Origin of the sequence: Streptomyces reniochalinae, from assembly GCF_003323735.1 — a bacterium.
In the GTDB taxonomy this organism is placed as follows: domain Bacteria; phylum Actinomycetota; class Actinomycetes; order Streptomycetales; family Streptomycetaceae; genus Streptomyces; species Streptomyces reniochalinae.
Window position 1 is genome coordinate 94314 of record NZ_QOIM01000047.1, and the last position, 15823, is coordinate 110136.

The window sequence follows — 15823 nt, forward strand, 5'->3', positions numbered from 1 at the left end:
CACCCCGCCTCTCCGTTGGCAGGTCGTTACCGGCCGCCACCGGTCAGAAGCCGCCGCCTCCGCCGAAGTCACCGCCGCCGAAGCCGCCGCCGTCCCCGAAGCCGCCGCCGAAGTCGCGCGAGTCGAAGTCGCCGCCGGAGAGGTCACCGCCGGTGAAGTCCCCGCCGTCGCCGTAGCCGCCGTCGCCGTAGGCGTACGGCCCGAACAGGCTGCTGCCCAGCAGGGTGCCCGTGAGCATCCCGGGGAGCAGGCCGCCGCCGAAGTAACCGGCGGCCCAGGGCGCGTACACGGGACCCGCCTCCCAGTAAGGGCGCGGGCCGTCCGGCGTGGAGACCTGGCGGGCCGACGGCTCCAGCCCGTCCGCCAGCCGGGTCGCGTCCGCGGCGCAGACCGGGATCGTCCGTTCGGCGCCTCCGTCCGGCGGCGTCCAGGCCACGTCCTCGACCGAGGGCCCGTGCCGGGGGTCGAAGAAACACGGCGGCCTGCGCTGAGGCAGCTCCTCCCCCTTGAGCCGCGCGTCCAGCGTCGCGAGGGCGAACCGGCCGCGCTCCAGCGCCTCGCTCACCCGCCGCACGTCGTCGGCGCGGCGCGCCTTGGCCATGGCCGACTTGGCCTCCTCGTACGCGTCGAGGGCCGCGGTGTAGTCCTCCCGCGCCTCCGGACCCGCGTGCGGGCCCGTCGGGTCGAACCCGATGCGGCCCAGTTCCTCACCGAACGCGGTGATGTCCTCGTCCACGACAGGGCGCAGCGCCTCGAGACCGGCCCGCTCCTGCCGCTCCCGCCGCTTGCGGCCCCGCCTGCTCACGAGCACGGCACCGCCCGCCGCCAACAGGACGAGGACACCGAGGGTGACGACCGCACCCACACCCCCGCCGCGGCCGTCCGATGCCGCGCCGCCGCCGTCCCAGGAGGCGGGCGCCGTACCGTCGGCCTGCTCGATCGCCTGGTCGACGAAGTCCGTCACCGCCGCACGGGGGTCACCGGAGTGCGCGCGCTCCACCGCGCCTGACACGTTCCGCACCGCATCCCTGGACATCACCTGACTGTCCGCGCCCGCGTCGAACCGGTCACCGAGCGCGACGGCGTACACACCGGTGATACCGGTCCTGGTCCGCAGGTCCTGGAGCAGCGTGTCCCGGTCGAACTCCCCGGAGGCCGGCAACACCACGACGAAGACGGGCTTGTCGGCGCGCTCGATCCTGTCCGCCAGCGCGTCGGCGTCCGACGGCGGCAGCGCCTTCCGCGCCCGCGGGTCCACGTACACGGGCCCGTCCCGCAGCGCCTGCGCGGCCTCGTCCACCCCACCCGCCGCACCCACCGCGCGCGGCCCGGCAGCGGCTGCCACGGTCAGCAGCAGCGCGGCCACCACCGCGCCGAGCAGAGGCATGCGACCCAAGACCAGCCGTACGGTCTTCATACGATCACGGTAGCGCAAAAGGGGCATACCTCGCGCTGCTCGCCGGCCCACTCCGCCTCGAACGGACGGCTTACCGTTTCGGCCGGAAGGCTACGTCAGTAGCGACCGGTCACTCGCGACCGGCCGGCGCACGCCCCTGCTGGGCAGCGGGGCCGGCTACCCGCTCAGCGACCCGTGCCAGCCAGGCCGCTGCCGTGTAGGGAGCGGGGGGATCAACCTCCATCCCCAGCTCGGTGACCAAGTGCGCGTACTCCTCTTCCGCCAGGCCGAGAGCGAGGACTTCGTGGAGCTCACCGCCGAGCCGGGCGACGAGGTCAGGGTCCGCCGAGCCGAGATAGTCGTCCAGGGCCGCCAGGTGGTCAGCGAATTCGTCCGGCATGTCCTGCGAGAACCAGCCGCCCAGCAGCTGCCCCAGTTCGGGGAAGCGGGCGTGCCACTCCCAGTGCGTCTGTGGAGGGCAGGGACGCGGGGCGGCGCCGGACTCGGCGCCCTGGCGCACCGCGTCCGCGAGACCGAGAAGCCAGTCCTGGATCTCGGTCTCGTCCAACCCGACGTCAGGAATCCGGTAGTACTCACCGAGTCTCAGCCGAAGCCGGCCAGGTGGGTTCCGGGCGTACTCGCGAAGTTGCTGCTCGGCCACGGCCAGCAGCCATGGCTGCCGGTGCCGGGTATGCCTGATGTACGCCTGGACGGCGTCGGACGCTTCCGCTCGTTCACCGGCGCCGACGGCCCGCCCCAGGTGGGCGTTGACGACGCGCTGCATCTCCCCGTAGCGACGGTCGAACTCGAAGGGTTCCATTGCCATGTCGGGTCCCTACAGATGGATCGGAAACGAGGCGTGCACGACGAAACCGTGCGGGCTCTCCCGCTCCCGGCGCAACACGACCCGTGCGGCCCGGACTTCGACGGAGCCCCTTCCGGCCAGCATCATTCCCTGCAACAGCACTCTGCCGACGGGCTCCGTGCGGGAGGGCCACGCGGCCTCGATGGCGAGCCGTTGACGGACATCCTGGCTGAGCCACCTGCGGATGACCTGTTCATTGAGCGTCACGGTCTGCTGCGTCGCCCACTGCGCTGTCTCGCGGTCGGGATAAGTGGAAACGCGCGTGCGCATACCGCTCCTTTCACAGTTTCTGGAAATACGAAGACGCGGGGAATTCAGTCGTCCGCACCGAACCAGAAGACGCCGACCTCGTCGTCCGAGACCGCCACAACTCCGAAATCCCGGGTGAGATCCGTCAGACCATACCACTCGTTGACATAGAAGTCGTCCGGGGTGCATTCCCCTTCGTAATCCTCGACGCACGTCCAATAGGTGGCGTCGTCACCGAACCGTGCCAGCAGAGTTCCGGTCATCTCGAAGAGCGCATGTCTGTGGACGCTGCCTCCGGGAAGCTCTCCGACGTTTCGGAACTGCGCGGCCAGCGACAGGAGGAGCAGTCGCCCCGTGGCCCTGTCGGTCGGCTCAAGACAGCCGCGCAGCACGTCGTCCTCGTAGGGGTGGAAGGGGGAACGGTCGCCCGGCCCCCGGGGCGTGGTCTCGCTGCCGATCCGGTCCACCGCGGGCCAGCCTCGTGGATCCTCCACCGAGCGGTTCAAGACCGCGTTGACGTCGTGCGCCCAGTCCTCGCCCGTGCGTGGTCCGGCCGCCACGAGGACTCGGCTGCGCTCGTACAGGGAAGCTAGGGCGCCGGCCCAGTCGTCCCGACTCGGCGTCAACGCGATCACCGCCTTCGTTCTCCTCATTTTGTCGGGTACGAGGTCAGCACGACGAAAGGCGGATCTATACCCTTCTTGTACCTCAGCACCACTTTCACTTCTTTGCAGTCACTTGCCTGGGCCCTGTCCCCGTGCCTGCTGTACTCGTCACGCGAGATGGTCCTCCCGGTTGGATCCTTGAAATCGAGTGAGATGTCCTTCGTCGACGCTTCCGGGTTCCTGGGCGACCCGGCACGCTCGCGCGCCTCGACCTTCTCCACCCACTTCTCGATCTTTTCCGCGTTGTCGACGTCGTCGAGTACCGCCTGCGTGTAACGTTGCGCGGCCGCAGGGGTGCGGAATGTGGAAGCGGAGTCCGCTCCCGAATCGTCCCGGAGCCGCTGCACCAGTTGATCCTCTGTCTTACCGACATGCTTGTCGAGAGCGTGTGCGCCGTGGATCCCCTCCTGAGCGGCGAGGTCTATCGGGTAGAAATGGTTGTCGTAGTCTTCGCCGGGGACAGCGTACGTGTGCTCGGTCTTGAACTCGTTGAGTGAACGAGCCGCGAACGCTTGGGCGCGCGCCTCCTCCGCGTGGAAATCCGGGGCGCTGCGGTGGGCCTCGTCCAGGGCTTCCATGAGACCTTCGAGCTTGCTCACCTCCACGTTGACGCTGCGCTCATAACGCCGCTTCGCTGATTCGAGTGCGCCGGTGTCGATGTTCAGCACGATCCCGGAGGAGAGGTTCGCGGCTCCTTTGAACAGGGTCTTCCCGATCTTTTTGACGTCGTCCAGCCCGATGCCATCAGTAACGTCAGGAAGAGCGTCCAGCACGGCCCGGTAGTAAATGCGGCGCATGTCGTCACGTACCGTCTTGGCAGCCTGCGCGTATCCCTCCACTGCCGCGCTGATGTCGGAGGCCGTGTCGTTGAGGACCGCGAAGACGGGCTGATGGGCGCCGCCCTTGGGCGAGGGGGTGTCGTGGCCCCAGTCGTAACCGTGCCGGCTTTGACCCCATGCCGAACTTCCCCACAGGCTGCTGCAGAACGTGCGCATGGCCGCGTACCACTCGCTGTTGGACTGGTCGGTTATGGAACCCACCGAACCCATCACCGTGCCCCCGACGGTTCCGACCGTGGTCTGGGGCATGAGCCATGCCGTCGAGATGTCGCTGAGCGACTGGTAATCAGGCAACGGCATGACGTCGGCCGCGTCACCGAAATTCACCGCGTGCTCGAGCACCGTCCGGAAGGCCGCCCAGAACCCGGTGTCGATGCCGTCGAGGATGCTGTCGATGAGACCGTCTCCCCCGCTGGTGTTCCAGCCGAGCGGTTTGACGCTGCGGTACCTCGGCGCATCTCTTTTGACCTGGGGCTCGGGTTGTGTGGCCGAGGCGTTTCCCCCTCGCGGATTCGACGCCGCGTTGGCCCGGCCGTAGTTGTTGGCCGTGACGGTGAATCCGATGGCAGCTCCGCCGACGCTCACGACGCTCTTGCCGCACACGTCGAGAAACCGTGCGGCGACACGGGCGTAGGCGGAAGCGAAGGAAGAGGGGGCGGCTCCCGCGCCACCCGCCTCGCCGTGCTTGTCCAACTCGTCGAGGAACGCGTTGATCCCGCTGTGGAAGACGCCCTGCTGCGCCGCGACCGCCTGGGAGACCCGGTAGAGGTCCGAGCGCTTCACATCGAAGCCGCCACTGTGCGGAGCGGCGCCCGGGCCGCTACCGGGCGAGCGCTGGGACCGGCTCCCACCGGCCGGGCCGTGGGAGGCGAGGACGAGGAGCCCTGTCACTGCCCGCTCCAGCCGCGCACCACGGCGCGATGGGCGGCACCGTAGTTGATGTGCCCGTCGACGACGACGCTGTGCAGCCAGCGCTCGGCGCCCTCCAAGTCCTGCAAGGAGCGGTCCCACTCGTCCAGTGTGTCGACGAACATCTCGCGGGCCTGCCCCCGCCAGGAGAGAACGACGCGCTCAGAGCGGCGGTAGAGAGTGTCCAGCTTCTCCGTCAGGTCCTTGAGGATGTCCTCCATCTCGCCTGCCAGGCGCTGGAGAGTGGCAAAGTCGACTGTGATGTGGTCGTCGTCGTCCGTCATGAGAACCCCCCTTGTGTCACTGCGGCTACGTCGTGTCGAGCGCCGTGGCGGTACGAGTCACAGCTCCGACAGCCTGCTCTTCGGCGCGTTCGCCTGCGGGTTGGCGTCCGCCATGTCCAGGAGCCGGTCGCTGCCCGCGACACTCGATTGCAGACTGCGGAACTTCTGCAACGTCTCCAGTTCCTGGGCGGTGAAGCCGTCGCGGCTCATCTTCACCGCCTCCTCGATGAGGATGAGCGATTCGCGAACGGTCCGCGCATCCTCGGTGACACCGCGCTGCAATTCCTTGAAAGCCTTGGCCGTGCTGCCGCGCCAGTTGTTGCCCACAAGATCGAGCAGGCCGTCCATCCTCTCGATCTTCCGCTTGAAGTACTGCTCCATCGCATCGAGATCGGAGATGAGCTGAGCCAAGTCCTCGTCCGTGACGTCCAGGTCGGACACCCGCGTCGCCCCCCTTACGGTTCCCCCTCGCTCCTCAAAAGCGTAAGGGAAGCCGCCAGGTCCGTACCGCCTCGACCATACCGACGGCTCTCGGGGCATATGGCGGCCCCGAGTTCGAGGCCGCGGGCACGACACTGAAGAGGCAGGGCTGCTCCTTCAGTCGGAGCGACCGACTGGTACGGGCCGGTGGGTGGAACACCCTTCGCCGGCCCGAGCAGCACCGGGCTCTGGCCCGGGCCGCAGTGGACGGGGCCACCGAAGTCCCCGCGCCATCGCGGCACGCGCTGACGACGACTACGGCGGCAGCGCGTACGGTCGCCGAGAACTCGCCCCATGCTGGTGATTGGAAGTGACCGGTCTCACCCTCCCCCCGCCACCACCGTGAGGTCCCAGTATGCGGCGTACCGCCCGCACCGCCGCAGCAACTCGTCGTGGCTGCCCTGCTCGACGACGCGGCCGTCCTCGAGGAAGACGACCCGGTCGGCGCGGCGGACGGTGCGCATCCGGTGCGCGACCATCACCACCGTCCGGCCCTTCATCAGCCGCTCGATCCCGGTGTGCACGGCGGCCTCGCTGACCGGATCCAGGGCCGAGGTCACCTCGTCCAGCAGCACGACGGGCGCGTCTTTGAGCAGCGCCCGTGCGATAGCGACGCGCTGCCGCTCGCCGCCGGACAGCAGCGCGCCGCCCTCACCCACGTGCGCCGACCAGCCGCCGGGCAGCCGCTCGACCACCTCGTCCAGCAGCGCCGCGGCGCCGGCGGCACGTACCTCGGCGTCGGTGGCGTCCGGACGGCCGAGGCGCACGTTGGCCTCGATGGTGCCGTCGAACAGGTAGACGTCCTGGAAGACGATGGCGACCCGCGCCATCAGCTCGGCCGTCGCCATCTCCCGCACGTCCACACCCCCCACCCGCACCGCGCCGGCGTCCACGTCGTAGAAGCGGGCGAGGAGCTGGAGCAGCGTGCTCTTGCCCGCGCCGGACGGGCCGACGACGGCCAGCCGCTGTCCCTCGGGTACGGCCAGCGACACCGCGTCGGTCACGGTGCGGTCGCCGTGGCGGAAGGTGACGGAGTCGAACTCCACGTCGTGGCCGCTCGGCCGGAGCGGTTCGGCGGGCTCCGGCAGCGGCTCGGTGCGCAACACCTCGTCGAGGCGCGCCAGCTCGGCGCGGGCGGCGCGCAGACTGCCGCCGATCTCGGCGAGCGAGAGCAGCGGGTCCGCGCAGCGGGCGGCGAGCACCAGGACGGCCAGGACCTCGGCCGCGCCGATGTCCTGGCCGAGGGCGAGGTAGGCGCCCAGGGCGAGCAGCCCGGTGAACACCGCCTGCACGGTGGCCGCCAGCCCCAGCACGCCGGGCAGCGCCGACAGCGTGGCCCGGCGGGAGGCGAGCTGCTGGTCGGCGAGGGCGTCGTCGAGCAGCCCGAAGCGCTCGGCGGTGCGGCCGCCGGCCCGCAGCACCGGCTGCGCCCTGAGGTATTCGATGACGCGTCCTGTGGCCTCGCGCTCGCGGCCGACGCGTTCGGTGTCCGTTGCGGTGGTGGCGCGTGCCGTACGGAGCTGGATCGCGACGACGACAGGCGCGGCGGCCAACGCGGCGAGGCCCAGCTGCCAGTTGAAGGCGAGCATCACGCCGACGATCGTCAACGGTGTCACGCACGCGGAGAGGAACGGCGCCAGCAGGTGCGCGATCACGCTCATCGCCCGCAGCACGCCCTGGCTCGCCAGGACGGACACCTCGCCGACGCGGCCCGGCCCGTACCAGCCCAGCGGGAGCCGGGCGAGGTGATCGCCGAGCCTGTCGTACATACCGTGCAGCATCGTGGTCCCGGCGCGGAAGCCGGACCGGTCGCTGACGTAGCGCAGCACCGCGTAGCCGGCGACCGCGGCGCCGAAGGCGAGCAGCCAGGGCCGTGCCTCGCCGGGCGAGCCGCCGAACAGCGCCCGCAGCACGGGCACCAGCAGGGCGTACGACGCGCCTTCGACGAGGGCGGTCGCGGTCATGAGGGCGACGGTGCGGCGCACCCGTCCGGCGTACTCGCGGCCGAGCACGCGCAGCAGCATGGTGATCATCGGGTCTCCCGCACTTCTGCCGCATACGTCTGCGCCGCATACGTCTCTGTCACGTCCGTGTCTGTCACATCCGTCTCTGCCGCATCCATCTCTGCCGCACCGGCGTGAAGCTGCCAGAACGCGGCGAACTCTCCGCCGCTCGCCCTCAGTTCCGCGGGGGTGCCGCGTTCGACGATCTCCCCGTCGCGCAGCATGACGACGGTGTCGGCGTCGGCGATCGTCTCCATCCGGTGGGCGATGACCAGCGTCGTGCGCTCGCCCCGGGTCCGCGCCAGAGCCTCGCGTACCGTCGCCTCGGTGCGCGGGTCGGCGAAGGCGGTCGCCTCGTCGAGCACCAGCACGGGTGCCTCGGCGAGCAGGGCGCGGGCGATCGAGAGGCGCTGCGCCTCACCGCCCGAGAGCCGGGCGTCCTCACCGATGACCGCGTCGTAGCCGCGCGGCAGTTCGAGGATCCGGTCGTGGATGTGCGCCAGCCGGGCGGCGCGGACGACGTCCTCGTGGTCGGCGTGCGGCACGGCCAGGGCGATGTTGTCGGCGACCGAGGCGCGCAGCAGCCGTACGTCCTGGAAGACGAACGACACCCACCGGTACAGCTCGCGGCTGCCCACCTCGCGCAGGTCGACGCCGCCGAGCAGCACCGCGCCGTGGTCCGGGTCGAAGAACCGCGGCAGCAGCTGCACCAGCGTGGACTTCCCGCTCCCCGACGGGCCGACGACCGCGGTCACCGTACCGGGCTCCAGCACGAGGTCGACGCCGCGCAGCACCTCACGCTCGGCCTCGTAGCCGAAGCGGACGCCGCGCAGCTCCAGCCGGTGCCCCCGCGGCGCGACCGGCCGCGCCGGCTCGGGCAGCGCCGGCTCGGCGAGTACCTCCCCGATCCGGCCCAGTGCGCGCCGCGCGGCCTGTAGGTCGTCGAAACCGTGCCCGAGCGCGGCCACCGGAGCCGTCAGCCCCAGGCCGAGCAGCAGGAAGGGCAGCAGATCGGCCGGCGCGAGCCCACCGCCGGTGATCCGGAACGCGCCGCCGGCCAGCACAGCCAGCAGCACGAACGGCGGCGACAGCGCCACCTGCATCCCCGCGGCGACCCCGGACAGGCCGCGCACCATCGCGGAGAAGCTGCGCGTGAAGTCGTCCACGGCGGTACGGAACTCGCGATGCGCGCGGTCGGCGCCGCCGAACGCCTTGACCACCGCGATGCCCTGCACGAACTCGACGACCGAACCCGAGATCCGCCCCATGGCCGCGTCGTACTCACGCTGCTCCCGCAGCCTGTCCCGCGTCATCATCAGCGGCACCAGTGCCACGGCCAGCACCACGGGGACCAGCGTGATCAGCGTCAACCGCCAGTCCACGGTGACGAGGTAGGCCAGCGAGACCAGCGGCACCACGAACGCCGACACCAACTCGCCGGGCGTGTGCGCGATCACCGGATGCACCGCGCTGACGTCCTCACCGACCAGCTTCGCCAGCTCACCGCCGCGCCGCCGCGACAGCCGGCCGATCGGCACCCGCCCCAGGGTCGCGGCCAGCTGCCGGCGCAACGACAGCTGCACATGCCCGTCGAGCAGGTGCCCGACGCCGGACGCCGCGGCCGTGAACAGCAGCCGTACGAGGAGCCCGGCCGCGCCCGCCACGACGACGTCGCGGACGTGCCCGTGCGAAGCGGGGCCGGGCGCCAGCAGCGTCCGGCCCAGCTCGACGACCGCGAGCAGCGGTACGAGACCGGCGACGGCGCCGATGATCTGCAGAAGAACGACAGCGGCGAAGCCGCCCGCGTAAGGACGCACCAGAGGTCTCACGCCCGGCGGCCGGGCAGCTGGGGAAACAGACATGCGCCCACCATCGGTGCCGGTGCGCACCGAAGGATTGGAGGAATGTTCCCGTCGGCGGGCTCACGTACGGGTCCTGCGTACGAGGTCCGCACACTCGGGCCGCGTACGCGACCCCGGCACACCGGGGTCCCCGTACCATGGCGAGCGTGCCAACTGCCGCGCAGGCGCGCGAGAATGACGCCGTCTGGGACCTCGCCCGCCCCGTCAGGCCCAGCCGCGTGCCCGGCGTCGTCCTGTCCGGGTTCAGCGACCGCGGCCCGGCGCCTGTCGACCACAGGATCGACCCGCACCCGGTCATGACACTGGCGCTGGCCTGCGGCGACGGTGCGCTCGTCATCCACGACCACACCGGGCGGCGGCAGTCGGGAAGCCTGGTCACCGGGCTCGGATTCGGCTCAGGTGGCGCGGCGCGGATACAGGCCGCGCACGTCGAGTGGATGCAGGTCCGCCTGTCCCCCGTGATCGCGCGCACGGTGCTGGGCGTCGACCCGGCGGACCTGGAAGGCTCCGTGGTGCCCCTCGCCGACCTGTGGGGCCACCGGCGGGCAGCGCGCCTCGCCGAGCAGCTGGGCCTGGCCGCTACCTGGCAGGAACGCTTCGCCCTGGTGGAGGCGGTCCTGGCCCGCATGTCCGCCCGGCAGCCGACCGTCGACCCGGAGCTGGCCTGGGCCTGGGACCGCATCCTCGCCGACCACCACCACGTACGGATCGGCGGGCTGGCCGCCGAACTCGGCTGGAGCCGCAAGCGGCTGTGGTCCCGCTTCCACACGCAGATCGGGCTCCCGCCCAAGCGTGCGGTGCGCCTCGTCCGCTTCGACCGGGCCGCCACCCTGCTGGCCAGGGGACGGGAAGCGGCCCGGGTCGCGGCCGACTGCGGCTACACCGACCAGTCCCACCTGCACCGCGACGTGGTGGCGTTCTCCGGCGTGACCCCCTCCAGCCTCGCCGGCCTCACCCTGGTACCACCCGACGACCTGGCGTGGGCCGACCACGTACCGCGGCTCGTCTGAGCCGTGGCGGCGGTTGCGCCGGGCGTCCGCCCGGCGCAACCGGTTCAGCGAATCGAGCTTCCGAGCTGTGCCCCGTCCACGGGCGCGCCGAGATCGCTCGGCCCGAAGGAGGCGGCGTCGTCCGTCGTGAGGCCCGTGCCGGTGCCACGGAGCGACCACACGGCGCCGGAGGAGTCGTTCTCCTGCGTCGAGGAGACGTTGAGGTCGCGGTGTCCGTCACCGTCGACGTCGACGAGGGCGCAGGCCGCGCCGAACTCGTCCTTCTCCTCGGCGACCCCGGGCACGCCGGGGCTGTCCTGGTCGAGCAGCTGGCTGCCCTGGCCCGTGACCCCCGCATCGGAGCCGTGCAGCAGGGCGACCGCGCCCGCATCGCTCTTGTCCCCGCTGTTCTTCCACCGGATGCCGAGGGCGACCTCGGCGCGGCCGTCGCCGGTCACGTCCGCGACCGAGACGCAGGAGCCGAGCATCTCACCGTCCGAGGGCGCCTCGCCGGGGAAGCCCTCGAGGCTCTGGTCGAACTTTTGCCGGCGGTCGGCGGACAGGCCGTCCTTCGCCCCGAAGACGACCGTGACCTCGTCGAACAGGTCACTGCCGCCACTCACCACGAGGTCGTCGTAACCGTCGCCGTCCACGTCTCCCGCGTCCAGGTCCCCGCCCCCGTCGTCCGGGCCCTGGGACACCGTGAAGCCGGAGGGGCTGCCGAGGAGGGCGTCGCTGCTGTACACGCCGTCGCCCTCGTAGCGCCGGAAGGTGAGGTCCTGTCGGCCGTCGCCGTTGACGTCGGCCACGCCACGGACGGTCGAGGGGCCACTTATGGAGGTGGCGCTGTTGTTCTCGTCGTCCCACTCGGACCTGTCCAGGAAGTCGAGCTTCTTGGCAGGAGTCCCGGACCGGGTGACAGGCCCCTTCCACAGGGCCGCAGGCTGCTTGACCGGGTCGTCACCGCTCGACCCCGGGTCTCCCAGCAGGGCGAGGTCCGCCTGCTTGTCACCGTCGAAGTCGCCGATCTGCGGCGTCGTCCCGAACCCGGGTATGGCCGTACCGCCGGTGAGCCCCTTGGCCGAACCCCACAGGATGACGCTGCCGGACGAGGCATCAGCGGAGCCGATGACCAGGTCGGCGTAACCGTCGCCGTCCAGGTCTCCCTTGCTGAAGGACTTCCCGAACTCCTGCTCGGCGGTGGCCGACCCCGGCACTCCGCTCGTCGAACGGCTCACCAGCTGCTTGTTCGCGGTGTCGAGGCCCTTGGCCGAACCGTAGGTGACAGCCACATAACCGGCCTTCGCCTTGCCGCTGACGGTTCCTCCGGGGGCGCCGCTGACCAGGTCCGCGAAACCGTCCCCGTTGAGGTCCTCCGCCACATCCGCCTTCTTCGCGGACTGCTGTTCTCCGTGCTCCGTGGCACTCGCCTGCTGCGGGTGGGCGAACACCCCGGTGGTCAGCCCCCCGACGGTCGCCATCACGAGGGCGGCCCCGATGGTCGTCAGGCGGGCCGCCGATGTTCCGCGGGGCCGAACCCCACCACGCTCGGCCAGGCGTCTTCCATGACTCATGCGCTGCTTCCTCCACATACCGGGTCGGTTCTCGATACCGGGTCGGTTCTAGGGCACGTACGGTCGCGAGCCTCAACGGTCGTCCCCCCGAGCCGAATTGTTCCTCTTCGCCGAGGGAAGCGCCGATCGAGTCCGCTGATCCGCTACACCAGATGAGATGAAGCCCGACCGCAAGAGGTTCACAGAATCCGGCCACTTGTGCGACGCGATCACGAGGTGCGGTGTGCCGTGCCCCGGACCTCACGCAAGACCGGCTCAGCCGCAGAGGAACCGGACGGCCCCGCCGCCTGGTGCGGGCTGTGTTCGGCCGGTGGCCCGTGCGGGCTACGTCTCCACGGAGGGCGTCGCCTCGGACCAGCCGAGCGGGTACAGGTCACGGCCGTGGGGGTGGGTGGGGGTGTCCTCGCTTGCCTCGGAGAAGGCGGTGAGTGCCTCGACGAGAGCGCTGCGCTGCTCTGGTTCCATCCGGGAGACGATCGCGCCGATCTCAGCGCGGCGGCGTGCGGTGACCTCGCTGACGATCCGGTGGCCGGCTTCGGTGAGTGCCAACAGGTTCTCGCGCCGGTTGTCGGGATTGGCCTGCCGGTCGACGAGGCCGCTCGCGTAGAGGCGATCGATCATGCGGGTGGCGGTGGAGGGGTTGACGCCCAGCTGTTGGGCCAGTCCCACGAGTTTGCCCGGTCCGTGCTGCTCCAGCATGACGAGCAGCCGGAACTGCGGCAGCGTCACCTGGTCCTGTACGGCCGCCAGCGAGCGTGCGGATACCGCCACCAGCAGCCGAGACGCGGTCATGACGGCTTTCGTCACCGCGTCGGCATCGCGCGCGCCCGGCTCGGGCCCCGCCCTGTCACCTGTCGCCATGCCCTCTTTCTATCCCGGATCGCGGACAGCCCGCGCCTCCGGGTGTGGCCTTTGCCCTGTGCACACTTTGCCCTATGCAAATATAAGATAAGCGAAAGACCTGATCCGGAGGGGAGACGCGAAGACCGTGGAACAGGTGACGGAGGACCGCACCGCGCACTGCACGACGAAGACAGCAGCCACCGACAGTGACAGTGCCGCCGGGCCAGAACCCGTCGACGTGGCCAGGAGCCGGCCGCCGATGGCTCGGCTCCGAGCGGCCCCCTGGGCCGTCATGGTGATGGCCGTGGCCGTCGGAGCCGGAGCAGGGCTGGGCTCGATCGTCTTCCGGTGGCTGATCCAGTTCTTCACCGGAGTCTTCTCCGGGCACGCCGACTACTCCGCCACGGCCCACCACAACAACCCGCACATACCCTGGCTCGGCGCCTTCTTCGTCGTCCTCGCGCCCGTCGTCGGCGGACTGCTGTACGGGCCGCTCGTGGACCGTTTCGCGAAGGAGGCCCGCGGCCACGGCGTTCCCGAGGTGATGTTGGCCGTCGCGCAGCGCGGCGGCCGAATCAACGCCCGCGTCGCGGTCGTCAAGTCCCTGGCCTCCGCACTGACCATCGGCTCCGGCGGTTCCGTCGGGCGCGAGGGGCCTATCGTCCAGGTGGGCTCAGCGCTCGGTTCCACGGTCGCCCGTATCGTCAGGCTCACCGAGGAGCGGCACGTACTGCTGGTCGCCTGCGGCGCGGCGGGCGGCATCGCCGCGACCTTCAACGCGCCGCTGGCCGGGGTCTTCTTCGCCATGGAGTTGATTCTGGGCGTCTTCAGCGTCGAGGCGTTCGGCGCGACCGTCCTGGCAAGCGTCACCGCCAGCGTGATCGGCCGCGCCGCCTTCGGTGACACCGCCTTCCTCACCCTGCCGCCCTTCCACCTCGACCACCTCGCCCAGTACGGCCTCTTCGCCTTCCTCGGTGTCGTCGCCGGCGCGGTCGGCATGGGTTTCACCCGGATCCTCTACCTCGTCGAGGACGCCTGCGACTGGGTCTGGGGCAAGCTCCGCGGCCCCGAATGGCTGCGCCCGGCCGCGGGCGGACTGCTGCTGGGCGGACTCCTGCTGGCCCTCCCGCAGATGTACGGGGTGGGCTACCCCGTCCTGGAGCGGGCGACCGAGGGCACGTACGCCATCGGCTTCCTGCTGCTCCTCCTCGCCGGCAAGATCCTGGCCACCAGCCTCACCATCGGGATCGGCGGCTCCGGCGGTGTCTTCGCCCCGAGCCTCTTCATCGGCGCGATGCTGGGCGCCGCGTACGGAATCGCGACGCACGACGCGCTGCCGGGCCTCGCGGGCGCCGTCGGTGCATACGCCCTGGTCGGCATGGGTGCCACCTTCGCGGGCGCGGCCCGCGCGCCCATCACGGCAGTGGTCATCCTCTTCGAGCTGACCGGCGAGTACTCGATCATCCTGCCGCTGATGCTCGCCATCGTGCTGGCCACACTGACCTCGCGGCTCCTCAGCCGTGACACCATCTACACACTCAAGCTGACCCGCCGCGGCGTCGACCTGCACGCCCCCGGGACGGCTCCGGGCGCGAAGCTGGGCAACCAGCTCGTCTCCTCGGTGATGGAACCGGTGCCGACCCCGCTCAAGGGGTCGACGGAACTGGCGGAGGCGGCCGACCAGCTCAGACTCTCCGAGCACGGCGTGCTGCCCGTACTCGACACCGAGGACCGCTACCTGGGCGTCCTCACCGCCCGTACCGTCACCGAGGCCCTCTCCGAGCCCGTCGACGAGGCAGCACACCCCGCGGTCACCGTGCGGGACCTGGCCGAGTCCCCCCGCCCCGTCACCGCCGACACGCGGCTGGGCAGCGCCCTGCACGCCCTGGTCAACTCTCCGGGCACCGGCCTGCCCGTCCTCGGAGCCGACCGTACCCGCCTCGTCGGCTGGCTCACCCACCAAAGCGCACTACGGGCACTCCACGCGCCCACCCCGGCGCAGCCGGCCCACGAATGACGGTCGCCCTCCCCAACGGGGCAGCCCACGCATGTGAACGGTGCAGGCTGTGTCGCCCGGCAGGAAGAGCCAACGGGGCTCGGTGCGCAACGCAGAGCGCACTGACCGGTCGAGGGACTACGGAGAACCCTCGGGTGCTGGGGACGCCCCGGCGCCAACGGCCAACCCCTCAAAGCCGTACCGGCGCCGGCCAGGCCCGATCACGGTCCGCGAAACACCTCAGGCCCAGAACCCGCCTCCCGTACCCCTCCCGATCAGCCACAGCAGCAAGGACACCACCGTGCCGAAGCCCAGCCCGGCACCGAGCCGGGATCGCGCCGGTCCCGGCACCATCATCATCCGCCCCGCGAAACCGCCCAGCATCACGCCGAGGAGCGTCAGCCCCAGTGCGCCGATGCCCCGCATCGCCAAGTTGCTCTCGCCTTGGTCATCGGTGCGGAACACCTCGGTAGGGCCCGCGGCCGGCCGTATGGCGCGTGCCGGGAAGTCCTCGCCGGCCTCCGTCCCCTCGGCGTCGTGACTCTCCTTCAACGGTGCATCCGTCAGCTTCAACTCCCCGTCGTCGGAGCGGAAGTCGCCGTAGCAGGAGGTACTGGGACCCTGGTTGGTGCCTCCGCCGTGCTCGCACCGGTCCAGGGTGAATACGCCCGGTTTCGCCTTCTCGACGACGCTCTTCGGATCCAGGTAGTCCGTCTTGAGCAGCCCGACGCCGGACACCAACGCCAGTGCGGCGAAGAACGCGGCAATCCCCGCCTTCTTCCGCTGGGCAGCGGAAAGAGGCCGCCCTGCCGCACGCGGTTGCACCTGCCCCTGTGCACCAGGCAACTCTGTTCCGGACGTCATGCGCT

General features: G+C 70.8%; 14 protein-coding genes. 2 read left to right on the forward strand and 12 right to left on the reverse strand.

The genetic code is table 11. The annotated features are described in order from the left end of the window. Positions 1 to 43: 43 nt before the first annotated feature. The 9 genes from DQ392_RS31215 to DQ392_RS31255 all read right to left on the reverse strand — a co-directional run bounded on the left by DQ392_RS31215 (position 44) and on the right by DQ392_RS31255 (position 9552). The gene (locus tag DQ392_RS31215; protein ID WP_114019058.1) at positions 44 to 1417 is read right to left on the reverse strand and encodes a hypothetical protein; all 1374 of its coding nucleotides are present in this window, start codon (positions 1415 to 1417) and stop codon (positions 44 to 46) included. Positions 1418 to 1526: 109 nt separating this feature from the next. Further along, positions 1527 to 2222: a contact-dependent growth inhibition system immunity protein gene (locus DQ392_RS31220; RefSeq protein ID WP_114019059.1), complete on the reverse strand. Its 696-nt coding sequence runs from the start codon at positions 2220 to 2222 to the stop codon at positions 1527 to 1529. A gap of 9 nt (positions 2223 to 2231) precedes the next feature. Next, a complete protein-coding gene (locus DQ392_RS31225; protein ID WP_114019060.1) occupies positions 2232 to 2531 on the reverse strand; it encodes an RNase A-like domain-containing protein in 300 nt (99 codons plus the stop codon). A gap of 44 nt (positions 2532 to 2575) precedes the next feature. Continuing rightward, on the reverse strand, positions 2576 to 3145 hold the full coding sequence (locus DQ392_RS31230; RefSeq protein ID WP_114019061.1) for a hypothetical protein: 570 nt from the start codon (positions 3143 to 3145) through the stop codon (positions 2576 to 2578). Between the two features lie 14 nt (positions 3146 to 3159). Further along, positions 3160 to 4905, reverse strand: a complete 1746-nt coding sequence (locus DQ392_RS31235) for an RNase A-like domain-containing protein (protein ID WP_114019062.1) — start codon at positions 4903 to 4905, stop codon at positions 3160 to 3162. Continuing rightward, on the reverse strand, positions 4902 to 5207 hold the full coding sequence (locus DQ392_RS31240) for a WXG100 family type VII secretion target (RefSeq protein WP_114019063.1): 306 nt from the start codon (positions 5205 to 5207) through the stop codon (positions 4902 to 4904). The genes DQ392_RS31235 and DQ392_RS31240 overlap by 4 nt, the downstream gene beginning before the upstream one ends. A 57-nt stretch (positions 5208 to 5264) precedes the next feature. Continuing rightward, positions 5265 to 5648: a WXG100 family type VII secretion target gene (locus DQ392_RS31245; RefSeq protein WP_181856646.1), complete on the reverse strand. Its 384-nt coding sequence runs from the start codon at positions 5646 to 5648 to the stop codon at positions 5265 to 5267. Positions 5649 to 6007: 359 nt separating this feature from the next. Beyond that, entirely contained in the window at positions 6008 to 7720 is a 1713-nt protein-coding gene (locus tag DQ392_RS31250) for an ABC transporter ATP-binding protein (protein WP_114019065.1), read from the reverse strand. After that, a complete protein-coding gene (locus DQ392_RS31255) occupies positions 7717 to 9552 on the reverse strand; it encodes an ABC transporter ATP-binding protein (protein ID WP_114019066.1) in 1836 nt (611 codons plus the stop codon). The genes DQ392_RS31250 and DQ392_RS31255 overlap by 4 nt, the downstream gene beginning before the upstream one ends. A gap of 137 nt (positions 9553 to 9689) precedes the next feature. Between DQ392_RS31255 and DQ392_RS31260 the strand changes: the two genes are divergently transcribed. After that, positions 9690 to 10562 carry a helix-turn-helix domain-containing protein gene (locus DQ392_RS31260; RefSeq protein ID WP_114019067.1) on the forward strand — a complete coding sequence of 291 codons (873 nt, stop codon included), beginning with the start codon at positions 9690 to 9692 and terminating at the stop codon, positions 10560 to 10562. A 44-nt stretch (positions 10563 to 10606) separates the two neighbouring features. On the opposite strand, the gene DQ392_RS31265 is transcribed toward DQ392_RS31260, so the two are convergent. Together DQ392_RS31265 and DQ392_RS31270 are read right to left on the reverse strand one after the other, a co-directional pair. Beyond that, the gene (locus DQ392_RS31265) at positions 10607 to 12022 is read right to left on the reverse strand and encodes an FG-GAP repeat domain-containing protein (RefSeq protein WP_114019068.1); all 1416 of its coding nucleotides are present in this window, start codon (positions 12020 to 12022) and stop codon (positions 10607 to 10609) included. A gap of 417 nt (positions 12023 to 12439) precedes the next feature. Next, positions 12440 to 12976, reverse strand: a complete 537-nt coding sequence (locus DQ392_RS31270; RefSeq protein WP_114019069.1) for a MarR family winged helix-turn-helix transcriptional regulator — start codon at positions 12974 to 12976, stop codon at positions 12440 to 12442. A gap of 274 nt (positions 12977 to 13250) precedes the next feature. Between DQ392_RS31270 and DQ392_RS31275 the strand changes: the two genes are divergently transcribed. Next, positions 13251 to 14975: a chloride channel protein gene (locus tag DQ392_RS31275; RefSeq protein WP_114019090.1), complete on the forward strand. Its 1725-nt coding sequence runs from the start codon at positions 13251 to 13253 to the stop codon at positions 14973 to 14975. A gap of 219 nt (positions 14976 to 15194) precedes the next feature. Here the strand turns inward: DQ392_RS31275 and DQ392_RS31280 are convergent, their stop codons facing one another. Next, positions 15195 to 15818, reverse strand: coding sequence for a hypothetical protein (locus DQ392_RS31280; protein ID WP_147266601.1), 624 nt, complete (start codon positions 15816 to 15818; stop codon positions 15195 to 15197). Positions 15819 to 15823 lie beyond the last annotated feature (5 nt).